This window comes from Microbacterium sp. SYP-A9085 (assembly GCF_009649635.1).
Taxonomy (GTDB): Bacteria; Actinomycetota; Actinomycetes; order Actinomycetales; family Microbacteriaceae; genus Microbacterium.
In genome coordinates, this window is the sequence record NZ_WJII01000004.1 from 250,157 (window position 1) to 272,036 (window position 21,880).

22 protein-coding genes are annotated in these 21,880 nt (G+C 71.1%); 5 read left to right on the plus strand and 17 right to left on the minus strand.

The genetic code is table 11. From position 1 onward, the window contains the following. Positions 1-41 precede the first annotated feature (41 nt). From GH740_RS10310 to GH740_RS10320, 3 genes are read left to right on the plus strand one after another with little or no spacing between them, the layout of a single operon-like run. Positions 42-1,331: a CBS domain-containing protein gene (locus GH740_RS10310; RefSeq protein ID WP_367641434.1), complete on the plus strand. Its 1,290-nt coding sequence runs from the start codon at positions 42-44 to the stop codon at positions 1,329-1,331. Next, entirely contained in the window at positions 1,331-1,855 is a 525-nt protein-coding gene (locus tag GH740_RS10315; protein ID WP_153745989.1) for a DUF1003 domain-containing protein, read from the plus strand. The genes GH740_RS10310 and GH740_RS10315 overlap by 1 nt, the downstream gene beginning before the upstream one ends. Beyond that, the gene (locus GH740_RS10320; protein ID WP_153745990.1) at positions 1,852-3,033 is read left to right on the plus strand and encodes an Mrp/NBP35 family ATP-binding protein; all 1,182 of its coding nucleotides are present in this window, start codon (positions 1,852-1,854) and stop codon (positions 3,031-3,033) included. Before GH740_RS10315 ends, GH740_RS10320 begins: the two co-directional genes overlap by 4 nt. On the opposite strand, the gene GH740_RS10325 is transcribed toward GH740_RS10320, so the two are convergent. After that, positions 3,024-3,470 (minus strand): hypothetical protein, encoded by a 447-nt coding sequence (locus GH740_RS10325; protein WP_153745991.1) that lies wholly within the window; start codon positions 3,468-3,470, stop codon positions 3,024-3,026. The two genes, GH740_RS10320 and GH740_RS10325, sit on opposite strands and share 10 nt — an antisense overlap. 96 nt (positions 3,471-3,566) lie before the next feature. Continuing rightward, positions 3,567-3,914, minus strand: coding sequence for a Sec-independent protein translocase TatB (locus tag GH740_RS10330; protein WP_153745992.1), 348 nt, complete (start codon positions 3,912-3,914; stop codon positions 3,567-3,569). 72 nt (positions 3,915-3,986) lie between these two features. Here GH740_RS10330 and GH740_RS10335 point away from each other — a divergent pair, with 72 nt between their 5' ends. Continuing rightward, a complete protein-coding gene (locus GH740_RS10335) occupies positions 3,987-4,625 on the plus strand; it encodes an O-methyltransferase (protein ID WP_153745993.1) in 639 nt (212 codons plus the stop codon). 69 nt (positions 4,626-4,694) lie between these two features. Here the strand turns inward: GH740_RS10335 and GH740_RS10340 are convergent, their stop codons facing one another. From GH740_RS10340 to dapE, 3 genes are all read right to left on the minus strand, one after another. Further along, positions 4,695-4,865 carry a DUF3117 domain-containing protein gene (locus tag GH740_RS10340; protein WP_084515728.1) on the minus strand — a complete coding sequence of 57 codons (171 nt, stop codon included), beginning with the start codon at positions 4,863-4,865 and terminating at the stop codon, positions 4,695-4,697. A gap of 80 nt (positions 4,866-4,945) precedes the next feature. Further along, the gene (locus GH740_RS10345; protein WP_367641438.1) at positions 4,946-6,172 is read right to left on the minus strand and encodes a hypothetical protein; all 1,227 of its coding nucleotides are present in this window, start codon (positions 6,170-6,172) and stop codon (positions 4,946-4,948) included. Then, the gene (dapE, locus tag GH740_RS10350) at positions 6,154-7,230 is read right to left on the minus strand and encodes a succinyl-diaminopimelate desuccinylase (protein ID WP_153745994.1); all 1,077 of its coding nucleotides are present in this window, start codon (positions 7,228-7,230) and stop codon (positions 6,154-6,156) included. The genes GH740_RS10345 and dapE overlap by 19 nt, the downstream gene beginning before the upstream one ends. Before the next feature lie 79 nt (positions 7,231-7,309). On the opposite strand from dapE, the gene dapD reads away from it, so the two are divergent. Then, the gene (gene dapD, locus GH740_RS10355) at positions 7,310-8,245 is read left to right on the plus strand and encodes a 2,3,4,5-tetrahydropyridine-2,6-dicarboxylate N-succinyltransferase (RefSeq protein WP_153745995.1); all 936 of its coding nucleotides are present in this window, start codon (positions 7,310-7,312) and stop codon (positions 8,243-8,245) included. A 210-nt stretch (positions 8,246-8,455) separates the two neighbouring features. Here dapD and GH740_RS10360 read toward each other — a convergent pair whose 3' ends face one another. From GH740_RS10360 to GH740_RS10415, 12 genes are all read right to left on the minus strand, one after another. Continuing rightward, entirely contained in the window at positions 8,456-9,427 is a 972-nt protein-coding gene (locus GH740_RS10360) for a hypothetical protein (protein ID WP_153745996.1), read from the minus strand. Positions 9,428-9,809: 382 nt separating this feature from the next. After that, positions 9,810-10,571 carry a dimethylargininase gene (ddaH, locus tag GH740_RS10365; protein ID WP_153745997.1) on the minus strand — a complete coding sequence of 254 codons (762 nt, stop codon included), beginning with the start codon at positions 10,569-10,571 and terminating at the stop codon, positions 9,810-9,812. After that, positions 10,571-11,866, minus strand: a complete 1,296-nt coding sequence (locus GH740_RS10370; protein ID WP_367641442.1) for a citrate synthase — start codon at positions 11,864-11,866, stop codon at positions 10,571-10,573. Before GH740_RS10370 ends, ddaH begins: the two co-directional genes overlap by 1 nt. A 203-nt stretch (positions 11,867-12,069) precedes the next feature. Then, positions 12,070-13,173, minus strand: a complete 1,104-nt coding sequence (gene dapC / locus GH740_RS10375; protein ID WP_367641444.1) for a succinyldiaminopimelate transaminase — start codon at positions 13,171-13,173, stop codon at positions 12,070-12,072. 4 nt (positions 13,174-13,177) lie between these two features. Next, positions 13,178-13,498, minus strand: a complete 321-nt coding sequence (fdxA, locus tag GH740_RS10380) for a ferredoxin (protein ID WP_367641446.1) — start codon at positions 13,496-13,498, stop codon at positions 13,178-13,180. A 9-nt stretch (positions 13,499-13,507) separates the two neighbouring features. Beyond that, a complete protein-coding gene (locus GH740_RS10385; RefSeq protein ID WP_367641448.1) occupies positions 13,508-13,906 on the minus strand; it encodes a histidinol dehydrogenase in 399 nt (132 codons plus the stop codon). Positions 13,907-13,939: 33 nt separating this feature from the next. Continuing rightward, positions 13,940-14,254, minus strand: a complete 315-nt coding sequence (locus GH740_RS13890; RefSeq protein WP_367641450.1) for an AzlD domain-containing protein — start codon at positions 14,252-14,254, stop codon at positions 13,940-13,942. Beyond that, positions 14,251-14,991 (minus strand): AzlC family ABC transporter permease, encoded by a 741-nt coding sequence (locus GH740_RS10395; protein WP_153745999.1) that lies wholly within the window; start codon positions 14,989-14,991, stop codon positions 14,251-14,253. Before GH740_RS10395 ends, GH740_RS13890 begins: the two co-directional genes overlap by 4 nt. A 31-nt stretch (positions 14,992-15,022) precedes the next feature. Further along, positions 15,023-16,936 (minus strand): translational GTPase TypA, encoded by a 1,914-nt coding sequence (gene typA / locus GH740_RS10400; protein ID WP_153746000.1) that lies wholly within the window; start codon positions 16,934-16,936, stop codon positions 15,023-15,025. 166 nt (positions 16,937-17,102) lie between these two features. Further along, on the minus strand, positions 17,103-18,788 hold the full coding sequence (locus GH740_RS10405; protein WP_172978349.1) for an ABC transporter family substrate-binding protein: 1,686 nt from the start codon (positions 18,786-18,788) through the stop codon (positions 17,103-17,105). Between the two features lie 52 nt (positions 18,789-18,840). Further along, a complete protein-coding gene (locus tag GH740_RS10410) occupies positions 18,841-20,952 on the minus strand; it encodes a dipeptide ABC transporter ATP-binding protein (RefSeq protein WP_367641453.1) in 2,112 nt (703 codons plus the stop codon). After that, a complete protein-coding gene (locus GH740_RS10415; protein ID WP_153746002.1) occupies positions 20,945-21,880 on the minus strand; it encodes an ABC transporter permease in 936 nt (311 codons plus the stop codon). Before GH740_RS10415 ends, GH740_RS10410 begins: the two co-directional genes overlap by 8 nt.

Sequence of the window (21,880 nt, forward strand, 5' to 3'; positions counted from 1 at the left end):
CATTCTGTGATCCGGCTGTACCGTGCGGCTACGCTGGAAGCGTGAGCACGCAGAGGGTTTTCGTCGCGCGGCTGGCCGGCTGCACGGTCTTCGACCCCGCGGGCGATCGCGTGGGCCGGGTGCGTGACGTCGTCGTCATCTACCGCAAAGACGACCCGCCGCGGGTGGTCGGCCTGGTGGTGGAGATCCCCGGCCGGCGCAACGTCTTCCTGTCGATCGGGCGGGTCACCTCGATAGCGATGGGCCAGGTGATCACGACCGGCCTCATCAACGTGCGCCGCTTCCAGCAGCGCGGGGGCGAGGTGCGCGTGATGGTCGAACTTCTCGGTCGCAAGGTGTACTTCCGCGACGGCACCGGCCACGCGGTGATCGAGGATGTCGCCATCGAGCAGGACCGGCACGGCCTGTGGAACATCGGACAGCTGTTCCTGCGCAAGCCGAAGACGAGCGCGTCGCCGTTCGCGAAGGGCCCGACCACGTTCGCGGACTGGCAGGACGTGCGCGAGCAGCAGACCCCCGGCGAGGCGCAGTCCGCCGAACAGCTCGTGGCGACGTACTCGGAGCTCAAGCCCGCCGACCTCGCGAACACACTGCTGGACCTGCCCGACGACCGGCTCCTGGAAGTGGCGGAGGAGCTGCCCGACGACCGGCTCGCGGACGCCCTCGAGGAGATGCCCGAGGACGAGCAGCTGCACATCCTCGAGCAGCTCGGCGACGAGCGCGCCGCCGACATCCTCGACGCCATGGAGCCGGATGACGCCGCCGACGTGCTCGGCCAGCTCCCCGAGAACCGCCTCGAGAAGCTCCTCGAGCTGATGGAGCCCGAGGAGGCCGAAGACGTCCGAGCGCTGCTGAAGTACGGCCCGGACACCGCCGGCGGCCTGATGACGAGCGAGCCGATAGTGCTGCCCGCCGATGCCACCGTCGCCGAGGCACTGGCCCTGATCCGCCGTCACGAGCTGCATCCCGCGCTGGCGGCGGCCGTCTTCGTCACGCTCCCGCCGTACGAGACCCCCACCGGGCGGCTGCTGGGCACCGTGCACTTCCAGCGGATGCTGCGCTACCCGCCGCACGAGCGCCTGGGCGCCATCATCGACGACACCGTCGACCCCGTCCCGGTGACGGCGTCGGCGGCGGAGGTCGCGCGGCTGCTGGCCAGCTACAACCTCGTCTCCCTCCCGGTCGTCGACCCCGCCCGGCGCCTCGTCGGCGCGGTGAGCGTGGACGACGTGCTGGACTACCTGCTGCCCGAGGACTGGCGGTCGCACGGGGCCGATGACCACGCCGAGACCGTCCCCACGACCACCGCGAGCATCCCGAGGCGGCGCTGATGGCGCGGGCGGCGGACCGCGCGCGGCTGGACGCGCCGCGCGGGCGCACGGGCATGCGCACCCGCCCGGCGCAGCCGTCGCGGGACCGCTTCGGCCGCTTCACGGAGTGGGTCGCGCGCGCGATGGGCACCCCGGCGTTCCTGCTGCTGCTGACGCTCTTCTGCGCGGCCTGGCTCGCGTGGAACACTCTCACGCCGCCGGAATTGCGCTTCGACTCCGCGACGAATGGGTTCACCGCGCTGACGCTGATGCTGTCCCTGCAGGCCTCATACGCCGCTCCCCTGATCCTGCTCGCGCAGAACCGGCAGGACGACCGCGACCGCGTCCAGATCGAGCAGGACCGCCAGCGCGCCGAGCGCAATCTCGCCGACACCGAGTACCTGGCCCGCGAGATTGTGGCGCTGCGCCTTGCCCTGACCGAGCTGTCGAGCGAGGTCATGACGAAGGAGACGCTGCGGCAGGAGCTGAAGGCGCTGCTGGAGCAGGTGGACGGCCGCGCCGACGGCTCGCCCGCCGCGCCATGACCAGCCTGGACGCCGCCGTCCGCGACGCGGTCGGCGCGGTCGTGGACCCGGAACTGCGCCGGCCCATCTCCACGATGAACATGGTCCGCGGCATCCGCGTGGACCCGGATGGCGCGGCCCACGTCGACATCCTGTTGACGGTGGTCGGCTGCCCGATGTCCGAGCGCATCACCGCGGACGTGCGCGCGGCCGCCGCGGCGGTGCCCGGGGTGACCGCGGTCGACGTCGTCGTCGGGGTGATGTCGCCGGAGGAGCGCGGCGCACTCGTGGAGGAGTTGCGCGGCCGGCGGGCGGGCCGCGGCACCCCGTTCGGGGCGGGCTCAGGCACCCAGGTGGTCGCCGTCACGAGCGGGAAGGGCGGGGTCGGCAAGTCGACGATCACCGCGAACCTCGCCGTCGCGCTCAGTCGCGCGGGACTGCGGGTGGGCCTTGTCGACCTCGACGTGCACGGATTCTCGATCCCCGGGCTGATGGGACTCGTGGACGCGCAGGGCCACGCGCCGCGCCCGACCCGCATCGACGACCTCATCCTGCCGCCGGTCGCCCACGACGTGAAGACGATATCGATCGGCATGTTCCTGCGGGAGGGCGACGAGCACAAGGCCGTCGCCTGGCGCGGTCCGCTGCTGCACCGCACGGTGCAGCAGTTCCTCACCGACGTGCACTTCGGACCGCTGGACGTGCTGCTGCTGGACATGCCGCCCGGCACCGGCGACATCGCCATCACCGCCGGGCAGCTGCTGCCGGACGCCGGCGTCCTGGTCGTCACGACCCCGCAGCCGGCGGCGGTGGACGTCGCGGTGCGCAGCGGCATGGTCGCCCGGCAGACCGGCCAGCACGTGATCGGCGTGGTGGAGAACATGGCGCCGCTGGCCCTGCCCGACGGGACGCTGCTGGACCTGTTCGGCGCGGGCGGCGGAGCACAAGCGGCCGCCGCCCTGTCCACCCCCGACGAAGACGTCCCACTGCTCGGCTCCGTGCCGCTCAGCCCGCGGCTGCGCGCGTGCGGCGACGCGGGGACCCCGATCGTGGGCGTGCATCCCGAGGATCCGGCCGCGGCTGCGCTGGCGGGTCTCGCGGAGCGGATCGCCGCGCTGCACACGCCCGCGAGGGACCATCGGCCCGGCGCCGTGAACCTCGGCAGCACCGGCCGCCGGCCCGGGGACGCTCAGCGGTAGTCGTCCGGTGTCAGCGGGCGCACGCCCCGGTCGTGCACGAGGAACTGCGCCCGTACGCGACCGCCCGCGCCGGTGCAGGCGTCGGCCAGCTCACGCGCCCACGCCCTTTCCCGATCGTCGGGGCGCGACCCGCCGGGTCGCTCCCACGCGAACACGACCTGGGCGAGGGCCGTGCCGTCCAGGAGCTCGGCGACCCGCGATCCCAGCAGCTGCGCGGCCGTGACCGGCCCGGTGCCGCCGGTGCCCGCCGGCTGGGCGGGATCGGCGGGCAGTCCCGCGCACGGCATGAGCATCGGGCACTGCACGTCGTCGGCATCCAGGAACATCATCCACAGCTGCCGCGTGGACGCGCGTTCCAGGAGGAACGCGACGCGCTCGGCCAGCAGGATGTCGTCGGTCAGCGGCGCCTCGCGGTCGGCCGCGGTCTTGTTCGTCATCCCCTCAGCCTGCGCCGGCCGGACGGGGCACGAGGGTCCGTCCACGCGATCTGTGGACAAGCGGCCGTCCGTCCCGCGCTGGGGAGGAGCCGACGGTCAGGTGGCTTCGGAGTCGAACGGCGGAATAGTCCCCGGGGTGAACGGCGTGGGCGGGGTGAGCGTCGCGCGGGCCGGCGCGGGCCGCGCGGGCGGCGGCACGTCGTCCAGGAGCGCCTCACGGATGATGCGACGCGGATCGTACTGGCGGGGGTCGAGCGTGCGCCAGTCGACGTCGTCGCCGAGCTCGTCCTTCATCCGCTCCCGAGCGGTGCCCAGCAGCTCGCGACCGCGGCCGAGCAGCTGCGCGAGCATGGCCGCGTACCGCGGCAACCGGTCGGGGCCCACCAGCAGCGCGGCGATCACCCCGATCACCACGAGCTTCTCGATCGTGAGCCCGAAGATCATCTCCTCAGGGTACCCGCCGCGCCTGGCGGTCCCGCGCATCCGGCTCCCGTAGGCTTTGCGCGGAGGCGCACCATGACCGAGCACGACGCGAACCAGCGGTTCGTCCAGGAGGCGACCGTCGAACCCGACCACATCGCCCGCGCGCGAGCCCACGCCCTGGAGCTGGGTGCCGCGCCGATCAGCCCCGCCGTAGGCGCCCAGTGCGCCGTGATCGCCGCGTGCGCGAACGCGCAGAGCATGATCGAGATCGGCACCGGGGCGGGCGTGTCCGGCCTGTGGCTGCTGCACGGCTCCCCGCACGCGGTGCTCACCACGATCGACAGCGAGCCCGAGCATCTGGGGGTCGCCCGCCAGGCCTTCGCCGACGCGAAGATCCCCGCCGGACGCGCGCGGTTCATCGCCGGCCGCGCGTCCGAGGTGCTGCCCCGCATGAACGAGGCCTCCTACGACATAGTGCTCGTGGACGCCGACCCGGAGGGCGTCATCGAGTACGTCGAGCACGGTCTGCGCCTGGTGCGCCCCGGCGGCACCGTGCTGGTCCCGCGGGTGCTTGCCGGCGGCGCGGTCTCGGACCCGGTGCGCCGCGACCCGACGACGACGGCCTACCGCTCCCTCATCCAGGAGACGCAGGCATCGCCCGCGGTGATCGGGGCGCTGTCCACGACCGGCGAGGGACTGCTCCAGCTGACGACGATCCGCGCGACGGTCTGAGCGACCACCGGCCGGGCAGGCAAAAAACAGCGGCCGGTCTGGACAGACCGGCCGCTGGACGTGACGGAACTACGCGTTCACGACACCGCCGAGCACGTCGTAGAGCTCCTTCGCCTCCGCGTCGTTGACGGAGACGACAAGGCGTCCACCACCCTCGAGCGGAACGCGGACGATGATGAGGCGCCCCTCCTTCACAGCCTCCATCGGCCCGTCCCCGGTTCTCGGCTTCATGGCTGCCATCGTGGCTCCCTTTCGTTGTGGTCTTCACACAAGTTTATCGTGAGCCCCTCCCGCCCGGGAATCGGCGCCGGGCGCGCCGCTCACGGGATCTGCCAGTACGTGTTCCCGAGCGCGTACATGTTGTAGATCCACCACCACTGCCCGGCCAGGCACAGCACCAGGACTCCCCCGCGCCACCATCGCGATCGGGGCACGGCGACCGCGCCCCACAGCGGCGACAGCGGCAGCAGCAGCCGGAACACGCTGGACTGCGGGAAGAACACCGCCAGCAGGTACGCGAGGTACGACGCCGACCAGAGCCGGATGTCGACGCCCACCCGCCGCACCCGGGGGCCGAACAGCAGCATCCCGGCGCACGCGAGGACCAGGACGACGAGGGCGATGTGGCCGGTGGTCTCGCCCAGGCCCCAGGTGCGGAACCAGAAGCCCGCGGCATCCCAGAATCCGCGCAGCGGCGCGAAGCCGGCGTCCGTCCCCACCCAGTCGCGGCGCCAGCTCAGCTCGGTGGCCATGTACGCGTCGGACCGGCCGGTGGCCGCCCCGGCGATCACCGGCCACGCGAACCCGACCGTGCACGTCCACGCGCCGAGGGCGACGAGCTGCGCGACGTGCCGCGCCGGCAGCGGCTCGCGTCGCCTGCCGACCCACCGGGCGATGCCGTGCAGCCCCAGCAGCAGCGCGAACGCGAGCACGCCGGGGCGGGTGAACCCCATCAGCGGGATCAGCAGCCACAGCCACGCGTATCGGCGCCGGACCACCGCCCACAACGCGAGGAACAGCCACAGCAGGAACAGGGCCTCCCCGTACCCGATCTGGAACACGGCCGCGAGCGGCGCGCACGCGAAGAACACGACCGCCCAGGTGGCCGTCGGCGCGTCGAGCCGTTCGCGCAGCAGCCGGTACAGCACGAGGCACGACAGGTACCCGGCGACGAGGGAGATCAGGATCGCGGCCACCGGCCATCCCGCGCCGTCGCCGCCCAGCAGCCGCGCCAGGTACGGGTACACCGGCATGAACGCCCAGGCGTTCTGCGACACGTGCCCTGCGGCATCCACCGGCAGCTGCGTGGGGTAGCCGTGCACGGCGATGAACCAGTACCACTGCGCGTCCCAACCCATCAACAGAGCCCCGACGCCCGGGCGCGGACCGAACCGTGAGTCCGGGGTGGCGAGGGCGGACGCCAGCGCGAAGAACCCGGTCGTGATCACCCGGGCGGCGAGGTAGAGGATGCCGATGCGCAGCGCCGCGGGCAGCCGGCTCCAGCCGCGCTGCGCGGTGTCCTGCGCGGTCAGAGCGCCGTCAGCCACGCGCGCAGACCCTGTTCCACCGCCTCGATCTGGGCTATCGGCACGCGCTCCTCGTCATGGTGGGCGAGGTGCGGGTCCCCCGGCCCGTAGTTGACCGCGGGAACGCCGAGCGCCGAGAACCGGGCGACATCCGTCCACCCGTACTTCGGCCGCGGCTGGGCGCCCACGGCGGCGAGGAACTCGCGGGCCACCGGGGCGTCCAGGCCCGGACGGGCGCCGGGCGAGGCATCCGTCACCTCCACCTCGAATCCCTCGAACACGTCGCGCACGTGCGCGACGGCCTCGTCGACGGTCCGGCTGGGGGCGAAGCGGTAGTTGACCTCGACCTCGCACAGGTCCGGGATGACGTTGCCGGCGACGCCGCCGGCGACGCGGACCGCGTTGAGCCCCTCCCGGTACACGAGCCCCTCCACGGGGACGTCGCGGGGCCGGTACGCGGCAAGGCGCGCGAGGACGGGGGCGGCGGCGTGGATGGCGTTCTCGCCGATCCACGCGCGGGCGCTGTGGGCGCGGACGCCGTGCGTGCGCACGACGACGCGCAGCGTCCCGTTGCAGCCGCCCTCGACCTCACCGCCCGAGGGTTCGCCGAGGATCGCGAAGTCCGCGGCGAAAAGGTCGGGCCGGGTCTGCGAGAGCCGGTTCAGGCCGTTGCGGGACGCGTCGACCTCCTCGTGGTCGTACCACATCCAGGTGATGTCGATCGCGGGGTCGGTCAGCTCCGCGGCCAGCTTCAACTGCACGGCGAGACCGGATTTCATGTCGACGGTGCCGCGGCCCCAGATGTGCGCGGCGCCGTCGATCTCGATGTCGCGGGTGGGGACGTTGCCGTTGATCGGGACGGTGTCGATGTGGCCGGCGATCACGACCCGGCGGCCCCGTCCGCGATGGGTGCGGGCGACAATGGTGTCACCGTCGCGATGCACGTCGAGGTGGGAAAGGCCCGTGATCGCCGCGTGGATGGCGTCGGCGAGCGTGGTCTCGTCGTCGGACACGCTCGGGATGTCGCACACGGCACGGGTGAGGTCCGGGGATGTCTGTGACAGATCGAGCACCGGCATCCTCCGAGTCTAGCCAGGGCCCTTCGCCGGGGATGTCACCGGGCGCGGGCGGCGACGGCCCAGCGGATACGGTTGAGGGATGAGCGACGAGCGACGGGTCTTCGGGACGGGTGTGGCCACGGTGACCGCCGACGGGATGGTTCTGGATGCGTGGTTCCCGCATCCGCGGGTCGGGTCGGCGGCGGATGCCGTGGATCTTGCCGGTGCTGCGGGCGACGATCCGCGCCGCGGGGTGCGCGGGGAGGTCGTCGAGCTGCACATCGACCTCGATGACGCGCCCGCGTCCACCGTCGACGCGTACCTGCGCCTGCATGCGCTGTCACACCGGCTCGTGGAGCCGAACAGTCTGAACCTCGACGGGATCTTCTCCTTCCTGCCGATCGTCGCGTGGACGAACGCCGGGCCGATGCATCCGGACGACGTGACACGGCTGCGTCCCGCCCTGCGCCGTGCCGGCATCCAGGTGGAGGGACTGGACAAGTTCCCGCGTCTGCTGGACTACGTCGCCCCCGCCGGGGTGCGGATCGCCGACGCCGCGCGCGTGCGGCTCGGCGCGTACCTGTCCCCGGGGACAACGGTGATGCACGAGGGCTTCGTCAACTTCAACGCGGGCACGCTGGGCGCCTCGATGGTGGAGGGCCGGATCTCGCAGGGCGTGGTGGTGGGCGACGGCAGCGACATCGGCGGCGGCGCGTCGATCATGGGCACGCTGTCGGGCGGCGGTACGCACCGCGTCTCGATCGGCGAGCGGTGCCTGCTGGGCGCCAACGCGGGCGTGGGCATCTCGCTCGGCGACGACTGCGTGGTCGAGGCGGGGCTGTACCTGACCGGCGGCACCAAGGTCGTGCTGGCCGACGAGCCCCCGCGCGCCGACGGCATCCGCCCGTCGGCGAAGGCGGCCGACCTGTCCGGGCGGCCCGGGATGCTGTACCGCCGCAACTCGCTCACCGGCGCCGTCGAGGCCCTGCGCCGGGAGGGCGTCGGCGTGACCCTCAACGAGGCTCTGCACGTCTGACGGCTGCGAGGGCGCGACCTGCGCGGCGCGGCGCCGGGTTCGTGTCGCACAAGATGCGGGTGTTCGCCGCCCCATCCCGCATCTTCTGCGACATCCCCAGTTGCGTGTCACACAACGGGTGGCATCCCGCCGCTGCATCCCGCATCTAGTGCGACATCCCCGGCGCGGGTTGCGGTACCCGCAGATCCGAAACCGCATCGCGCCACGGCGTCAGGCCATGCCGGGCCGCCACCCGGCATCCAGCAGCGCCTCCGTCACCTTCCGCAGGGCGACGGTCGGGTCTGGCCGCAGATGGTGGCTGAGGATGCGCACGTGCGCCCACCCGAGCGCGCGGATCGCGTCCCACCGGTCGGCGTCGCGGGCGAACTGGGCCTCGTCGAACGCGTGCACGCGACCGTCGCTCTCGGCCCCCACCCGATATCGCGGGTAGGCGAGATCCAGCCGTGCCACGAGATTGCCGGCGCGGTCGACGAGCTCCCAGTTCAGTTCCGGTTCGGGAAGACCCGCCCGCACCAGGATCAGGCGCAGTTTCGTCTCTTCGGATGTCTCCGAACCGGGGCGGATCTCGGCCGTGGCCCGCGCGAGCAGGCGTCCGCGCACGTCTTCGCCATGCTCGAGCTCGGCGCGCAGATCGTCCATCGTGAGCAGCCGATTCCGCGGCTGGACGAGGTAGTCGCCGAGTGCGATGAGATCGTCGAGGGCCCAGGAGCGCGCGACCTGCCGCCACACGCGAGCGGGATCCTCGATCCGCAATCCATCGATCACCCGGAATGCGGGTGGACGGGACTGCAACCGGTGACCGGTCACGCCGGCGCGGCGAGGCTGTGCCGCCGGCCGGCGGGCCGAGACATCGATCGCGCGGCGATTCGCGGTCGTGTACGGCAGGGGTCCGCCGAGCACCGCGACGGCCACATCGTGGCTGAAGAACTGCTCCGGCGTCAGCGCCGGAGCTATCTGCCGGGCACGGGCGATCAGGTCGACGCGCAGACGCTCCATCCTCTGCGACGGCGTCTCCCCCGCAGTCACCGAGGCCGCTGCAGCCGACGCGTCGCGCACGCCGCGCGTCGGAACAATGAGGTCCCGCGCCCGCAGACGCGACCGACTGACACCGGCTCTGCGTGCCTCGTCGATCGAGAACGGCCGCCCGGAGAGCGGGGCGGGCAGAGGTGCGGCTCTGGTCATGCCTCCATCCGACCGCGTCGGGGCGCTCGTGCGGAGAGTCAGGGTCGGATCGGTGGAGAACCGGCCCTCCTCGGCCGGTTGGGGAGGAACCGATTGATGCCGGGGAGTACCGATGTGAGAGGTCCTCGAGCGCGTCGCAGAATATGCGGCATCGGAGTCCGGCATCCCGCATCAACTGCGACACAACCGTCAGCCCGTCGCACAACGCGCGGCTTGCGACGTTGACATCCAACATCTTCTGCGACACGTCGGAGCGACCATGCCGGAGGGCGCAGCATCCCGCATGTGCTGCGACACATCCACGAGCGGGTCGCACAATCGGCGGCCTAACGCCTCGGCATCCCGCATCTTCTGCGACGCGGACGCCGACCCCGCAGCCCCCTCAGCCGCGCACGCGCACCGAGAGGCACGTGACGCAGCCCTCGAGCTTCTCGAACTCCGTCACCGGCACCGCGACGACGTCCAGTCCCCGCTCGCGCAGCAGCGCGGCGGTGCGCGGGGCGGATGCCGACATCAGCACGGTGCGCTCGTCGAGCACCACGACGGCGCTTCCCTCCGCCTCGGGCACCGGCAGAAACTCCGGATACACCGACGCATCGTCAACGAGCGGCGCGTAGCCGATCACGGTGCCGTCCGGCAGCGCCGTCACCCCGGTCTTCAGGTGCAGCACCTTCGCGACCGGCACGGCCACGACATCCCACCCCCGCGGCTCCAGCACGGCCCGCAGCTGCGCGATGCCCGCCTCGTTCGTGCGCGACGAACGACCCACATATACGGTGCGCCCGACCTTCAGCACGTCGCCGCCCTCGAGCGTGCCGGGCTCCGCGATGGCCGCGACGGACAGACCAGATGCCTCCACGACGGCGCGCACGCCGTCGACCTCCCCGCGCCGGGAGGAGGCCCCGGGGCGCGTGATCACGGCGAGGTCGTCGAACACGACCACGACGTCCTCCACGAACACGCCGTCCGGGTGCTCGTCGGCCACCGGCAGGGGGGCCACATCCCAACCCCGCGCGAGGAACGCCTCGACGTACCGCTCCCACTGCGCACGCGCCAGCCCGGCATCCGCGGGGACGCGCTCCAGGTGCGTCAGCTCGCCGTCCGGCAGCAGCGGCGACGGCCGGCGCACCAGCAGCCGCGGCATCAGACGCCCGGGTAGCGGCGCTCGGCCGACCCCACGTACAGCTGCTGCGGGCGCCCGATCTTCGTCTGCGGATCGCCGATGGCCTCGCGCCACTGCGCGAGCCAGCCGGGCAGCCGCCCGATAGCGAACAGCACCGTGAACATCCGTGTCGGGAAGCCCATCGCCTTGTAGATCACGCCGGTGTAGAAGTCCACGTTCGGGTACAGCTTGCGCTCCACGAAGTAGTCGTCGCCGAGCGCTATCTCCTCGAGCTCCTTCGCGAGGTCCAGCAGCGGGTCGCGCACGCCGAGTTCGCGCAGCACCTCGTCGGCGGACTCCTTGACGAGCTTCGCCCGCGGGTCGTAGTTCTTGTAGACGCGGTGCCCGAACCCCATGAGCTTCACGCCGTCTTCCTTGTTCTTCACGCGCTCGACGAACCGCTGCACGCTCTCGCCGGAGTCGCGGATGCGCGCGAGCATCGTCAGCACCGCCTCGTTCGCCCCGCCGTGCAGCGGGCCGGAGAGGGCGTGGATGCCGGCGGATATCGACGCGAACTGGTTCGCCCCGGTCGACCCCACCAGGCGCACGGTGGAGGTCGACGCGTTCTGCTCGTGGTCCTCGTGCAGGATCAGCAGCAGTTCGAGCGCCTTCGACATCACCGGGTTGACCTCATACGGCTCGCTGAGCACACCGAAATTGAGCTTGAGGAAGTTGTCGACGAAGCTCAGCGAGTTGTCCGGGTACAGGAACGCCTGGCCGACGCTCTTCTTGTGCGCGTACGCGGCGATCACCGGCAGCTTCGCGAGCATCCGGACGATGTTCAGCTCGACGTGCTCGGGGTTGTGCGGATCGGCCTGGCCCTCGTAGTACGTCGACAGTGCCGAGACGGCCGAGGACAGCACCGACATCGGGTGCGCGGTGTGCGGCAGGGCGGAGAAGAACCGCTTGAGGTCCTCGTGCAGCAGCGTGTGCCGCCGGATGCGCTCGTCGAACTGTGCGAGCTCGGTCGCGTTCGGCAGCTCCCCGTACAGCAGCAGCCACGCCACCTCGAGGTACGTGCTGTTGCGAGCGAGCTGCTCGATCGGGTACCCGCGGTAGCGGAGGATGCCCTGCTCGCCGTCGATGTACGTGATCGCGGACTTCGTCGCGGCGGTGTTGACGAAGCCGTAGTCCAGCGCGGTGTGGCCGGTCTGCTTCATCAGGGACGAGACGTCGACGCTGGGGGTCCCGTCGGTCGCCGTCAGCACGGGCAACTGGGCGGTGCGCCCCGCGATGGAGAGGGTGGCAATGTCCGGCTGGGCTCCCGCGTCTGTCACGACGCCTCCTTGCGATGTCTGTCGGCAGGGGGATCGCGGTCCCGCAGGGCGTACCCCGTCTCGGTCCGTGGAGCGCCGCGGCCTCGCTCGGCAGCCGGTGGATGCCGGAGCCGGCACCGCCGGGTCGCTCGCCATACAGCCTATCCCGCCCATCGGCCTACTGAGACATCCGCCAAAGCATCCGCACTCGGGTTGGATGCCGTCTACGAATGCAGGCGCGCGGCGGCGGCCGCTATCCGCTCGTCGGCTGCCGTCAGCGACAGCCGGATGTGCTGCGCGTTGTCCGGCCCGTAGAAGTGGCCCGGGCCCACGAGGATGCCGAGGTCCGCGAGCCGGTCCACGCTCTCCCACGCGTCCCGTCCCTCGGTCGCCCACACGTACAGCCCCGCCTCGCTGCCGTCGATGCGGAAACCGGCGGCCCGGACGGCGGGGAGCAGGATGTCGCGGCGCCGCCGGTACCGCTCCTTCTGCACGGCGACGTGCGCGTCGTCGCGCAGGGCCGCCGCCATCGCGGCCTGGACCGGTGCGGGCACCATCAGGCCGAGATGCTTGCGCGCTGTGAGCAGGCGCGCCACGAGCGCGGCGTCGCCCGCGAGGAACGCGGCCCGGTACCCGGCCAGGTTCGACTGCTTGCTCAGCGAGTACACCGACAGCACGCCGGTCCGTTCGGCGCCGGCGACCCGGGGGTCCAGGATCGACGGGATCGGCGTGGTGTCCCAGGGGGCGTCCCATCCCAGCTCGGCGTAGCACTCGTCGCCGGCGATCACCGCGCCGAGCTCGCGCGCGCGGGCCACCGCCGCCTGCAGCGACCCGATGTCGCGGACCCGCCCGTCGGGGTTGCCGGGGCTGTTCAGCCAGACCAGGCGCGTGCGCTCGGGCCAGTCCGCGGGGTCGTCGGCGGCGACGGGGGTGGCGCCGACGAGCCGGGCGCCGATCTCGTACGTGGGGTACGCGGCGCGGGGGTGCACGACGACGTCGCCGGGACCTGCGCCCAGCAGCAGCGGCAGGAGCGCGACGAGCTCCTTGGACCCCACCGTGGGCAGGACCTCCGCCGGAGTCAGGCCGGGCACCCCGCGGCGGCGCGCGTACCACGCGGCGATGGTGTCGCGCAGCGCTGCGGTGCCCACCGTCTGCGGGTACGCGTGCGCGTCGGTGGCGGCCGTCAGCGCCGCCCGGACGACGTCGGGCGTGGCATCCACCGGCGACCCGATCGACAGGTCGACGATGCCGTCCGGGTGCGCGCGGGCGCGCTGCGCGTACGGGGCGACCGCGTCCCAGGGGTAGTCGGCGAGATCGGCGACACCCACGGGTTCAGGCACCCTGCGGCGGCAGCGCGGCGACGATCGGATGGTCCTTGTGGATCACGCCGACCTTCGCGGCCCCGCCGGGCGAGCCGAGGTCGTCGAAGAACTCCACATTGACCTTGTAGTAGTCCGCCCATTCCTCGGGCAGGTCGTCCTCGTAGTAGATCGCCTCGACTGGGCACACCGGCTCGCAGGCGCCGCAGTCCACGCACTCGTCGGGGTGGATGTACAGCGAGCGATCGCCTTCGTAGATGCAGTCCACGGGGCATTCGTCGACGCACGCGCGGTCCTTCACATCCACACACGGCAGGGCGATCACATACGTCACGCGGCCAGTCTAGTTGTCCGGGCGACGCCGCACGGCCGCCAGGTCCGGCCACGCGACCACGAGCGTCGCCACCGCGACCACCGCTATCCCCCATACGAGTCCGAGGCTCACTCCGGCCAGCTGGTCGAGATCGCCGGCGGGCACAATGACGGAGCCGCCGGGGCCGGGACCGGAGAACACGACCGTTGCCGCCAGCGCGCCCGCTCCCCCGCACAGCGCGGTCCAGCGGTCGGCGGTGAGCGCCCGCATCGCCACGAGCATCGCGGCGATGCCGACCACGGCCAGGGCCAGGCCCACCGGCAGCGGGCCGAGCCGGTAAGAGTGCGCGATCGTGCCGGCGGTGCCGTACACGGCGCCGACGACGAGGGCGACAAGCCAGGTCAGCGCGCGGGCCAGCGTCGGGTTCACCGCGTCAGTCTACGGCCGCCTCGGGCGGGGATGTCACAGCGCCCAGCCCCACAGCCGCAGCAGCGCCGCGACCACCGCGGCGGCCGCGACCACCACGAGGAATGGGGCGCGCAGCAGCAGGAGCCCCGCTGCCACCGCGACCGCGGGGACCCGCGCGTCCACGGTGATCGCCTGCCCGACGCCGAGGGATTGCACGGCCACGAGGGCCGCCAGCAGCGCCACGGTCAGCAGGTCCGCTATCCGCGCGGGGCGCGGCGCGTCCATGACGCGTGCGGGCACCAGGTAGCCGAGCGTCTTCAGGGCCACGCAGATGATCGCGGCGACGAGGATCGCGTTCCACAGCGTCACGGCAATCCCTCCCGCTCCGGGACGTCGGCGGGCTCGGCCGGCGCCTCCTCGCGGCCGAGCCAGTTGAACCAGCCCACGGCCACCGCGACCACGGCCGCCACCAACACCGGCAGCCCCGGCACCAGGACGGGGGTCAGCACCGTGGCCACGGCGGCGGCAGCGATCCCCACCGCTATCGCCTGCCGGCGGCGCAGCCGCGGCCACAGCAGCGCCAGGAACGCGGCGGCGGCGGCGGCATCCAGCCCGTACGCCTTCGGGTCGCCGAGCACGTCGCCCAGAAGCGCCCCGGCCAGGGTGGTGAGGTTCCACCCGATGTAGATCCCGATCCCGGTGACCCAGAATCCGAGCCGCTGCCCGCGCAGCGACTTCTGCCCGAGGGCGACCGCGGTGGACTCGTCGATCGTGAAATGCGCGGCGGCCGCGCGCGTGAAGAACCCGCCGCCCACGAGGGGCGCCATGCGCATGCCGTACGCGATGTTGCGCACCCCGAGCAGGGCTGCCGACGTGATGGCCGCCGGGGCCGCGGCCAGTCCCCCGCTGCCGATCACCCCGATGAAGGCGAATTGCGACCCGCCGGTGAACATCAGCAGGCTCAGCACGCACGTCTGCCACACGTCGAACCCGGATGCCGTCGCCAGCGCGCCGAACGAGATCCCGTAGGCGCTCGTGGCGACGGCGACCCCGAGCGCATCCCGCACCGCGCGGCGTCCGGCCGCGGCGTCCCTACCCTCCGTCACCCTGCGAGCCTACCGGCGCGCGCGGCGGTGCTCAGGCGCTGGCATCCTGCCGCTTCAGGCGTGCGGTGGCCCGCGCGCGGTCGTGCCCGTCCAGGACGACCTTGCGGATGCGCACGGTCTCGGGGGTGACCTCCACGCATTCGTCGTCCCGGGCGAACTCCAGGCTCTCCTCCAGGGAGAGGGTGCGCGGCGGGGTCATCGACTCGAACGTGTCGGCCGTGGAGGAGCGCATGTTCGTGAGCTTCTTCTCCTTGGTGATGTTCACGTCCATGTCGTCGTTGCGCGAGTTCTCGCCGATCACCATGCCCTCGTACACCTCCTGCGTGGGCTGCACGAAGAACGACATCCGCTCCTGCAGGGCGATGATGGCGAACGGCGTCACGACGCCGGAGCGGTCCGCGACGATCGACCCGTTCTGCCGGGTGACGATGTGACCGGCCCAGGCCTCGTACCCGTGCGAGATGGCGTTGGCGATGCCGGTGCCGCGGGTGGTCGTCAGGAACTCGGTGCGGAACCCGATCAGGCCCCGCGAGGGCACGATGAACTCCATCCGCACCCAGCCGGTGCCGTGGTTGGTCATCGACTCCATCCGGCCCTTCCGGTTCGCCAGCAGCTGCGTGATGGCCCCCAGGTACTCCTCGGGTGCGTCCACGGTGAGCTGCTCGAACGGCTCCTGCAGCTGCCCCTGCTCGTCGCGGCGGGTCACCACCTGCGGCTTGCCGACGGTCAGCTCGAAGCCCTCGCGGCGCATGTTCTCCACGAGGATCGCCAGCGCCAGCTCGCCGCGGCCCTGCACCTCCCACGCGTCCGGGCGTCCGATGTCGACGACCTTCAGCGACACGTTCCCGACGAGTTCGCGATCCAGCCGGTCCTTCACCATGCGGGCGGTGAGCTTGTGGCCCTTGACCTTGCCGACCAAAGGCGACGTGTTCGTGCCGATCGTCATCGAGATGGCCGGGTCGTCGACGTGGATCGCCGGCAGCGGCCGCACGTCCTCCGGGTCGGCGATCGTCTCGCCGATCGTGATCTCCTCGAGGCCTGCGATCGCGACGATGTCGCCGGGCCCGGCCTCCTCCGCCGGGTAGCGGTCGAGGGCGCGGGTCTTCAGCAGCTCCGTGATCCGCGCGTTCGCGTGCGAGCCGTCGTGACGCACCCACGCGACGGTCTGGCCCTTGCGCAGCGTGCCGTTGAACACCCGCAGCAGCGCGAGCCGGCCGAGGAACGGCGACGAGTCGAGGTTCGTCACCCACGCCTGCAGCGGCGCCTGGTCGTCGTACGTCGGGGCCGGCACGTGCTCGAGGATCGCGGCGAACAGCGGCTCCAGGTCGGCGTTGTCGGGCAGCTGCCCGTTCGCGGGACGGTTGCGGGATGCCGCGCCCGCCCGGCCGGAGGCATACACCACGGGTACGTCCAGCAGGGCGTCCACATCCAGGTCGGGGACGTCGTCGACGAGGTCGGAGGCGAGCCCCAGCAGCAGGTCGTGGCTCTCCTCCTCGACCTCCGCGATCCGCGCGTCCGGACGGTCGGTCTTGTTCACGAGCAGGATGACGGGGAGCTTGGCCTCGAGGGCCTTGCGGAGCACGAACCGGGTCTGCGGCAGCGGGCCTTCCGAGGCGTCCACCAGCAGCACGACGCCGTCCACCATCGACAGGCCGCGCTCGACCTCGCCGCCGAAGTCGGCGTGCCCGGGCGTGTCGATCACATTGATCGTCACCGGCACGTCGGTGTGCACGCCGTTGTAGGTGATCGCCGTGTTCTTCGCGAGGATCGTGATCCCCTTCTCGCGCTCCAGGTCGTTGGAGTCCATCGCGCGCTCTTCGACGTGCGCGTGGTCGCCGAACGATCCGGTCTGGCGGAGCATGGCGTCCACGAGCGTGGTCTTGCCGTGGTCGACGTGGGCCACGATGGCGACGTTGCGCAGGTCTGTGCGATGGGCGATGGACATGGCCGGTGGCACCTTTCGGTGGGGTGAGGGAGGGTGCGGGGGCCGTGTCGGCATCAGCGTGGTGATGCGGCAGAAACGCGAGAGGGCGCCCGCCCCGCGACCGATTCTATCGGTGCGGGACGGGCGCCCCGTTCAGCGCGCACTCAGTTGCCGGAGCGCGCCCTGCTCACTTGGTGAATCCGACCTGGGTCCAGTCCACCGCCATGAACGTCGCCGGACCGTAGTTGGCGAGGTTCTTGTCGACGATGATGACCTCCGGGTAGGGGTAGATCGGCAGCATCGGCATGTAGTTCGCGATGGTGTTGTTGATGTCGTCGGCGAGCTTGAGCCGCTTGGCCGGGTCGAGCTCGGAGTTGGCCTGCTTCCACAGGTCGCCGAGCTTCGGGTCGGTCACGAACGCGAAGTTCTGTCCGTCTCCACCCGGCTTCATCTCCGGGTAGAACAGCGACTCGCTGGAGCTGATCGGGAACAGCGTCCCCTGCCAGCCGAACGTGGCCATCTCGTACTTGCCGGCCATGATGTTCGTGAAGTAGTCGGCGCTGGGCACCTCGTCCAGGGCCACGTCGATGTCGATCTTCTTCAGCGACGCCTGGATCTGCTGCGCACGCAGCTCGTTGGACTTCGTGCCCTGCGGGACGATGACCGAGAGCTTGAGGTCCTTGCCGTCCTTCGTCCACTTGCCGTCGGCGTTCTTCCAGCCGGCGTCGGTGAGCAGTTTCTTGGCCGCGGTCAGGTCGTAGGGCAGCTTGTTCTCGACGGTGTCCGCATAGCCGTTCTGGCCGGGCATGAAGATCCAGTTGCCGTCCGTGGTCGCCTTCACGCCCATCGGCTCGTTCGCCGTCTTCGCGATCAGGTTGCGGTCGATCGACTGGGCGATGGCCTTGCGGACGTTGGCGTCATCCAGCGGCGCCTGCAGGCCGTTGAACGTCACCTGCGAGTACGTCACACCGCCGGAGTTCAGCGACTTGGCGCCGGACTTCTTCAGTGCCGCCGTGTACGTGTCGACGTCCTGCGCCTCGACGGCGTTGATCTCGCTGTTCGCGAAGGCCTGCGCCTGCGAGCCCTGGTCGATGACCGTCCAGGTGATCTTGTCCAGGAGCGGCTTCTCACCCCACCACTTCGGGTTCGGCGTCTCGGTGTACACCTTGGCGTTGTTGTCGATCTTGCTCATGATGTACGGACCGCTCGACGGCAGCGGCTTGGTGGTGTAGCTGGCCCACTTCGCCGGGTCGCTGGCGATGTCCGCCTTGACCGCCGGTGTGGTCAGCAGCGCCTGCCAGTCCGCGTACGGGGTGTCGAACGTGAACGTGAACTCGTAGTCGCCCACCACCTCGAACTTCGAGACCTGGTCGAAACCGGCCGACGAGGCGATGTTGAACTTCGTGTTCTTGCCCGACAGCGCCGCGAACGTGGCCTCGTAGTCCTTGGCGACGAGCGGGCTGCCGTCCTCCCAGACAGCCTTCTGGTTCAGTTTGACGTCGACGGTCTGCGGCGAATCGCTCGTGAGCTTGATGTCGGTCGCATAGTTGGGGTCGACCTCGACGCTGCCGTCCTTCGTGGCCTTGTACGGGGTGCCCATCAGCGGTGCCTGCATGTCGACGACCGGAACGTTCGCGCCCTGCGTGGTGCTGATGTTCCAGTTGCCCTCGTCCGTGCCGCTGGACAGGACGGCCAGGCTCAGCGTGCCACCCTGCTGCAGGTCGGATGTCGGCACCGGCGTCCAGCCCACGAGCGGGAGCTGCGGGGGCTCGCTGTTGGTCGGCTTCGCATTCGGCTGCGCGCACCCGGCCAGCGCGAGACCGGCAGCGCTGAGCACAGCGACAGCCGCGAGTGCTGTGGTTCTGCGGTTCATGTGCTTCCTCTTCTTCTGTGTACCCCGCCGCTTCCGGCGGGTCCTGTGGTCGTCAGCCGACGACCAGGGTATTGAGGGCGACGTGGTGGCACGCCACCAGGTCGCCATCGTGATCGACGAGGTCGGGATCCTTCGCGTCGCACAGCGCGCGCTCGGACTCGCCGATGATCTTGTACAGCGGGCAGCGCGTACGGAAACGGCATCCGTCGATCTGCTCGGCGGGGCTAGGCAGGTCGCCCTGCAGCAGGACCCGCTCACGGGTGCGCTCGATCGCCGGGTCCGGGATCGGCGCGGCCGACATCAGCGCCTGGGTGTACGGATGCTTGGGGCGGTCGAACACGTCGGCGATGTGCCCGTACTCGACGATCTCACCGAGGTACATCACCGCGACGTCGTCGGCGATCTGGCGGACCACCGCCAGGTCGTGCGCGACGAAGATGAGGGAGAGCCCCAACTGGTCGCGCAGGTCCTGCAGCAGATTTATCACGCCCGCCTGGATCGACACGTCCAGCGCCGAGACCGGCTCGTCCAGGACGAGGATCTTCGGGTCGGTGGCCAGTCCCCTCGCGATGCCGATGCGCTGGCGCTGCCCGCCGGAGAACTCGTGCGGGTAGCGGTCCAGCATCGACGAGTCCAGGCCCACCAGGTCCAGCAGCTCGGCGACGCGCGCGTTGCGCTTGTCCCGTGGGACACCCTGCGCCAGCAGCGGCTCGCCGACGACATCCGCTATCGGCAGGCGCGGGTCGACGGCGGCCGCCGGGTCCTGGAACACTATCTGGATCTCGCTGCGCAGCTTCCGGCGTGCGTGCGGGGTCAGCCTTCCGACATCCTGGCCGACGATCTCGATGGTCCCGCTCTGCGGCCCTACGAGCTCCATCAGCTCGAGGATCGTCGTGGTTTTGCCGCAGCCGGACTCCCCCACTATCGCGAGGGTGCGGCCGGGCTTGAGCGAGAACGACACGCCGTCCACGGCGCGCACCGTGCCCACCTGACGGCGGAACACGCCGCCCTTCATGAGCGGGAAGTGCTTGACAAGGTCCTTCACGACGATCACCGGCGGGGCGTCGGCGGGCACCGCCCGGGCGGTCAGCGCCTCCGGCCGCGGGAAGATCTGCGGGCGGGTGAGCTCGCCGTCGATGATCTCCCCGGCGCGGTGGCACGCCGAGAGGTGCCGGTCCGGTCCGCCGTGCTCGACGAGCGCGGGCTCCTCGATGCGGCACAGGTCGATGGCCGCGGGGCAGCGCTCCGCGAACGGGCAGCCCTGCGGCAGGTGTGCGAGCGAGGGCGGACGACCCTCGAGCGGCACGAGCCGTGTGGTCCCGGCGGTGCGGATGTTCGGCACCGAGCGCAGCAGGCCGATCGTGTACGGCATGGTCGGCTCGTGGAAGACCTGGTCGACGGTGCCGTACTCGACGAGCTTGCCGGCGTACATCACCGCGACCCGGTCGGCCTGCCCCGCGACCACGCCGAGGTCGTGCGTGATCAGCGACACGGCGGCGCCAGTGAGGTCCTTCGCCTTCTGCAGCACCTCGAGGATCTGCGCCTGGATCGTGACGTCCAGCGCCGTGGTCGGCTCGTCGGCGATGATCAGGCGCGGGTCGTTCGCTATCGCCATCGCTATCATCGCGCGCTGGCGCATCCCGCCGGAGAACTCGTGCGGGAACGCCTGGGCGCGCCGGGTCGGGTCCGGGATGCCGACGATCTTCAGCAGCTCCACGGCGCGGGCTCCGGCGGCCTGCGCGCTGAGCGCACCGTCGTGCAGCCGCAGCGCCTCGGCGATCTGCTCGCCCACGGTGTAGACGGGGGTCAGCGCCGACAGCGGGTCTTGGAAGACCATCGCTATCTCGCTGCCGCGGATGCGGGAGAGCTGCCGGTCGTTCATCGTCAGCAGCGGCGTCCCGTTGTAGAGAATCTCGCCCTCGATCACAGCGGTGTCCGGCAGCAGTCCCATGATCGCCAGCGACGAGACGGACTTGCCCGACCCGGACTCGCCGACGATGCCGAGGAACTCGCCTTCGCTGACGGTGTAGCTGATATCCCGCACCGCGCGCACGTCTCCCGAGCGCTGCGGGAACGTGACGGACAGGTTGCGGACCTCCAGCAGTGGCCGTCCGACGCGCCCCGCGGTCCCCGGCGACTGAGGCTGAATGAGGGTCTCAGGCACGGTTGACTCCCGACGTCGGGTCGATGGCGTCGCGCAGCGCGTCGCCGACGAGGCTGATGGCCAGCAGCAGCACTATCAGCGTGCCCGCCGGGAACAGGAACAGCCACGGTCGGGTGGTCGCCGCGGACTGCCCGTTCGCGATCAGCGTGCCCAGCGACACGTCCGGGGGCTGCACGCCGAACCCGAAGAAGCTCAGGCTCGTCTCGGCGAGGATCATCGCGGCCACCCCCAGCGTGGCGTCGATGATCAGCAGCGACGCGACGTTCGGGATGACGTGCCGGCGCACCACGGACCAGGTGCCGAAGCCCATGTACCGGGCGGCCTTGACGAACTCGCGGTCGCGCAGGGATCTCGTCTGGTTGCGGATCACCTGGGCCATGATCATCCAGCCGGTGATCGCCAGGAAGATCATCATGACCACCCAGCTGCCGTGCGTGAACGGGTACAGCAGCACGAGGATGAAGAACGCGGGCAGCACCAGCAGCAGGTCGATGAGCCAGGCGATCATCTTCTCGCCCCAGCCGCCGAGATACCCGGCGGTGGCGCCGAGGATGCCGGCGATGATCGTCGCCGCGGGTCCGGCGATGAAGCCGATGATCAGGGATTTCTGCAGGCCCGACACTATCTGCGAGAAGAGGTCGTGACCGAGGATGTCGGTGCCGAACCAGTGCAGGATCGTCGGCGGGTAGTTCATGTTGTCGACATCCTGGTCGGTGGGCGACCAGGGCGTCAGGAGGTGTCCGAACACCGCGAGCAGGACGAACAGGACCACGACGGTGCCGCCGATCCAGAACCGCGGCGTGTGCTGCAGCCGTCGCCAGATGACGCGTCCGCGCGACGCGGGCTTCGCGCCGGGCAGTTCGATGATCGGCTCGACCTCGGGGACGGTGTCGGACTGGGTGAGCAGGTCGGTCTCGGGCAGAGCCAT

Excerpts from the sequence above, each read along its gene's own strand:
- dapD (WP_153745995.1), top strand. The coding sequence starts at position 7,310 with ATGAGCGACGAGCGACGGGTCTTCGGGACGGGTGTGGCCACGGTGACC.
- GH740_RS10335 (WP_153745993.1), top strand. The coding sequence starts at position 3,987 with ATGACCGAGCACGACGCGAACCAGCGGTTCGTCCAGGAGGCGACCGTC.
- GH740_RS10325 (WP_153745991.1), bottom strand. The coding sequence starts at position 3,470 with ATGACGAACAAGACCGCGGCCGACCGCGAGGCGCCGCTGACCGACGAC.
- GH740_RS10415 (WP_153746002.1), bottom strand. The coding sequence starts at position 21,880 with ATGGCTCTGCCCGAGACCGACCTGCTCACCCAGTCCGACACCGTCCCC.
- GH740_RS10360 (WP_153745996.1), bottom strand. The coding sequence starts at position 9,427 with ATGACCAGAGCCGCACCTCTGCCCGCCCCGCTCTCCGGGCGGCCGTTC.
- ddaH (WP_153745997.1), bottom strand. The coding sequence starts at position 10,571 with ATGCCGCGGCTGCTGGTGCGCCGGCCGTCGCCGCTGCTGCCGGACGGC.
- GH740_RS10320 (WP_153745990.1), top strand. The coding sequence starts at position 1,852 with ATGACCAGCCTGGACGCCGCCGTCCGCGACGCGGTCGGCGCGGTCGTG.
- GH740_RS10340 (WP_084515728.1), bottom strand. The coding sequence starts at position 4,865 with ATGGCAGCCATGAAGCCGAGAACCGGGGACGGGCCGATGGAGGCTGTG.
- GH740_RS10330 (WP_153745992.1), bottom strand. The coding sequence starts at position 3,914 with ATGATCTTCGGGCTCACGATCGAGAAGCTCGTGGTGATCGGGGTGATC.
- GH740_RS10405 (WP_172978349.1), bottom strand. The coding sequence starts at position 18,788 with ATGAACCGCAGAACCACAGCACTCGCGGCTGTCGCTGTGCTCAGCGCT.
- typA (WP_153746000.1), bottom strand. The coding sequence starts at position 16,936 with ATGTCCATCGCCCATCGCACAGACCTGCGCAACGTCGCCATCGTGGCC.
- dapE (WP_153745994.1), bottom strand. The coding sequence starts at position 7,230 with ATGCCGGTGCTCGATCTGTCACAGACATCCCCGGACCTCACCCGTGCC.
- GH740_RS10315 (WP_153745989.1), top strand. The coding sequence starts at position 1,331 with ATGGCGCGGGCGGCGGACCGCGCGCGGCTGGACGCGCCGCGCGGGCGC.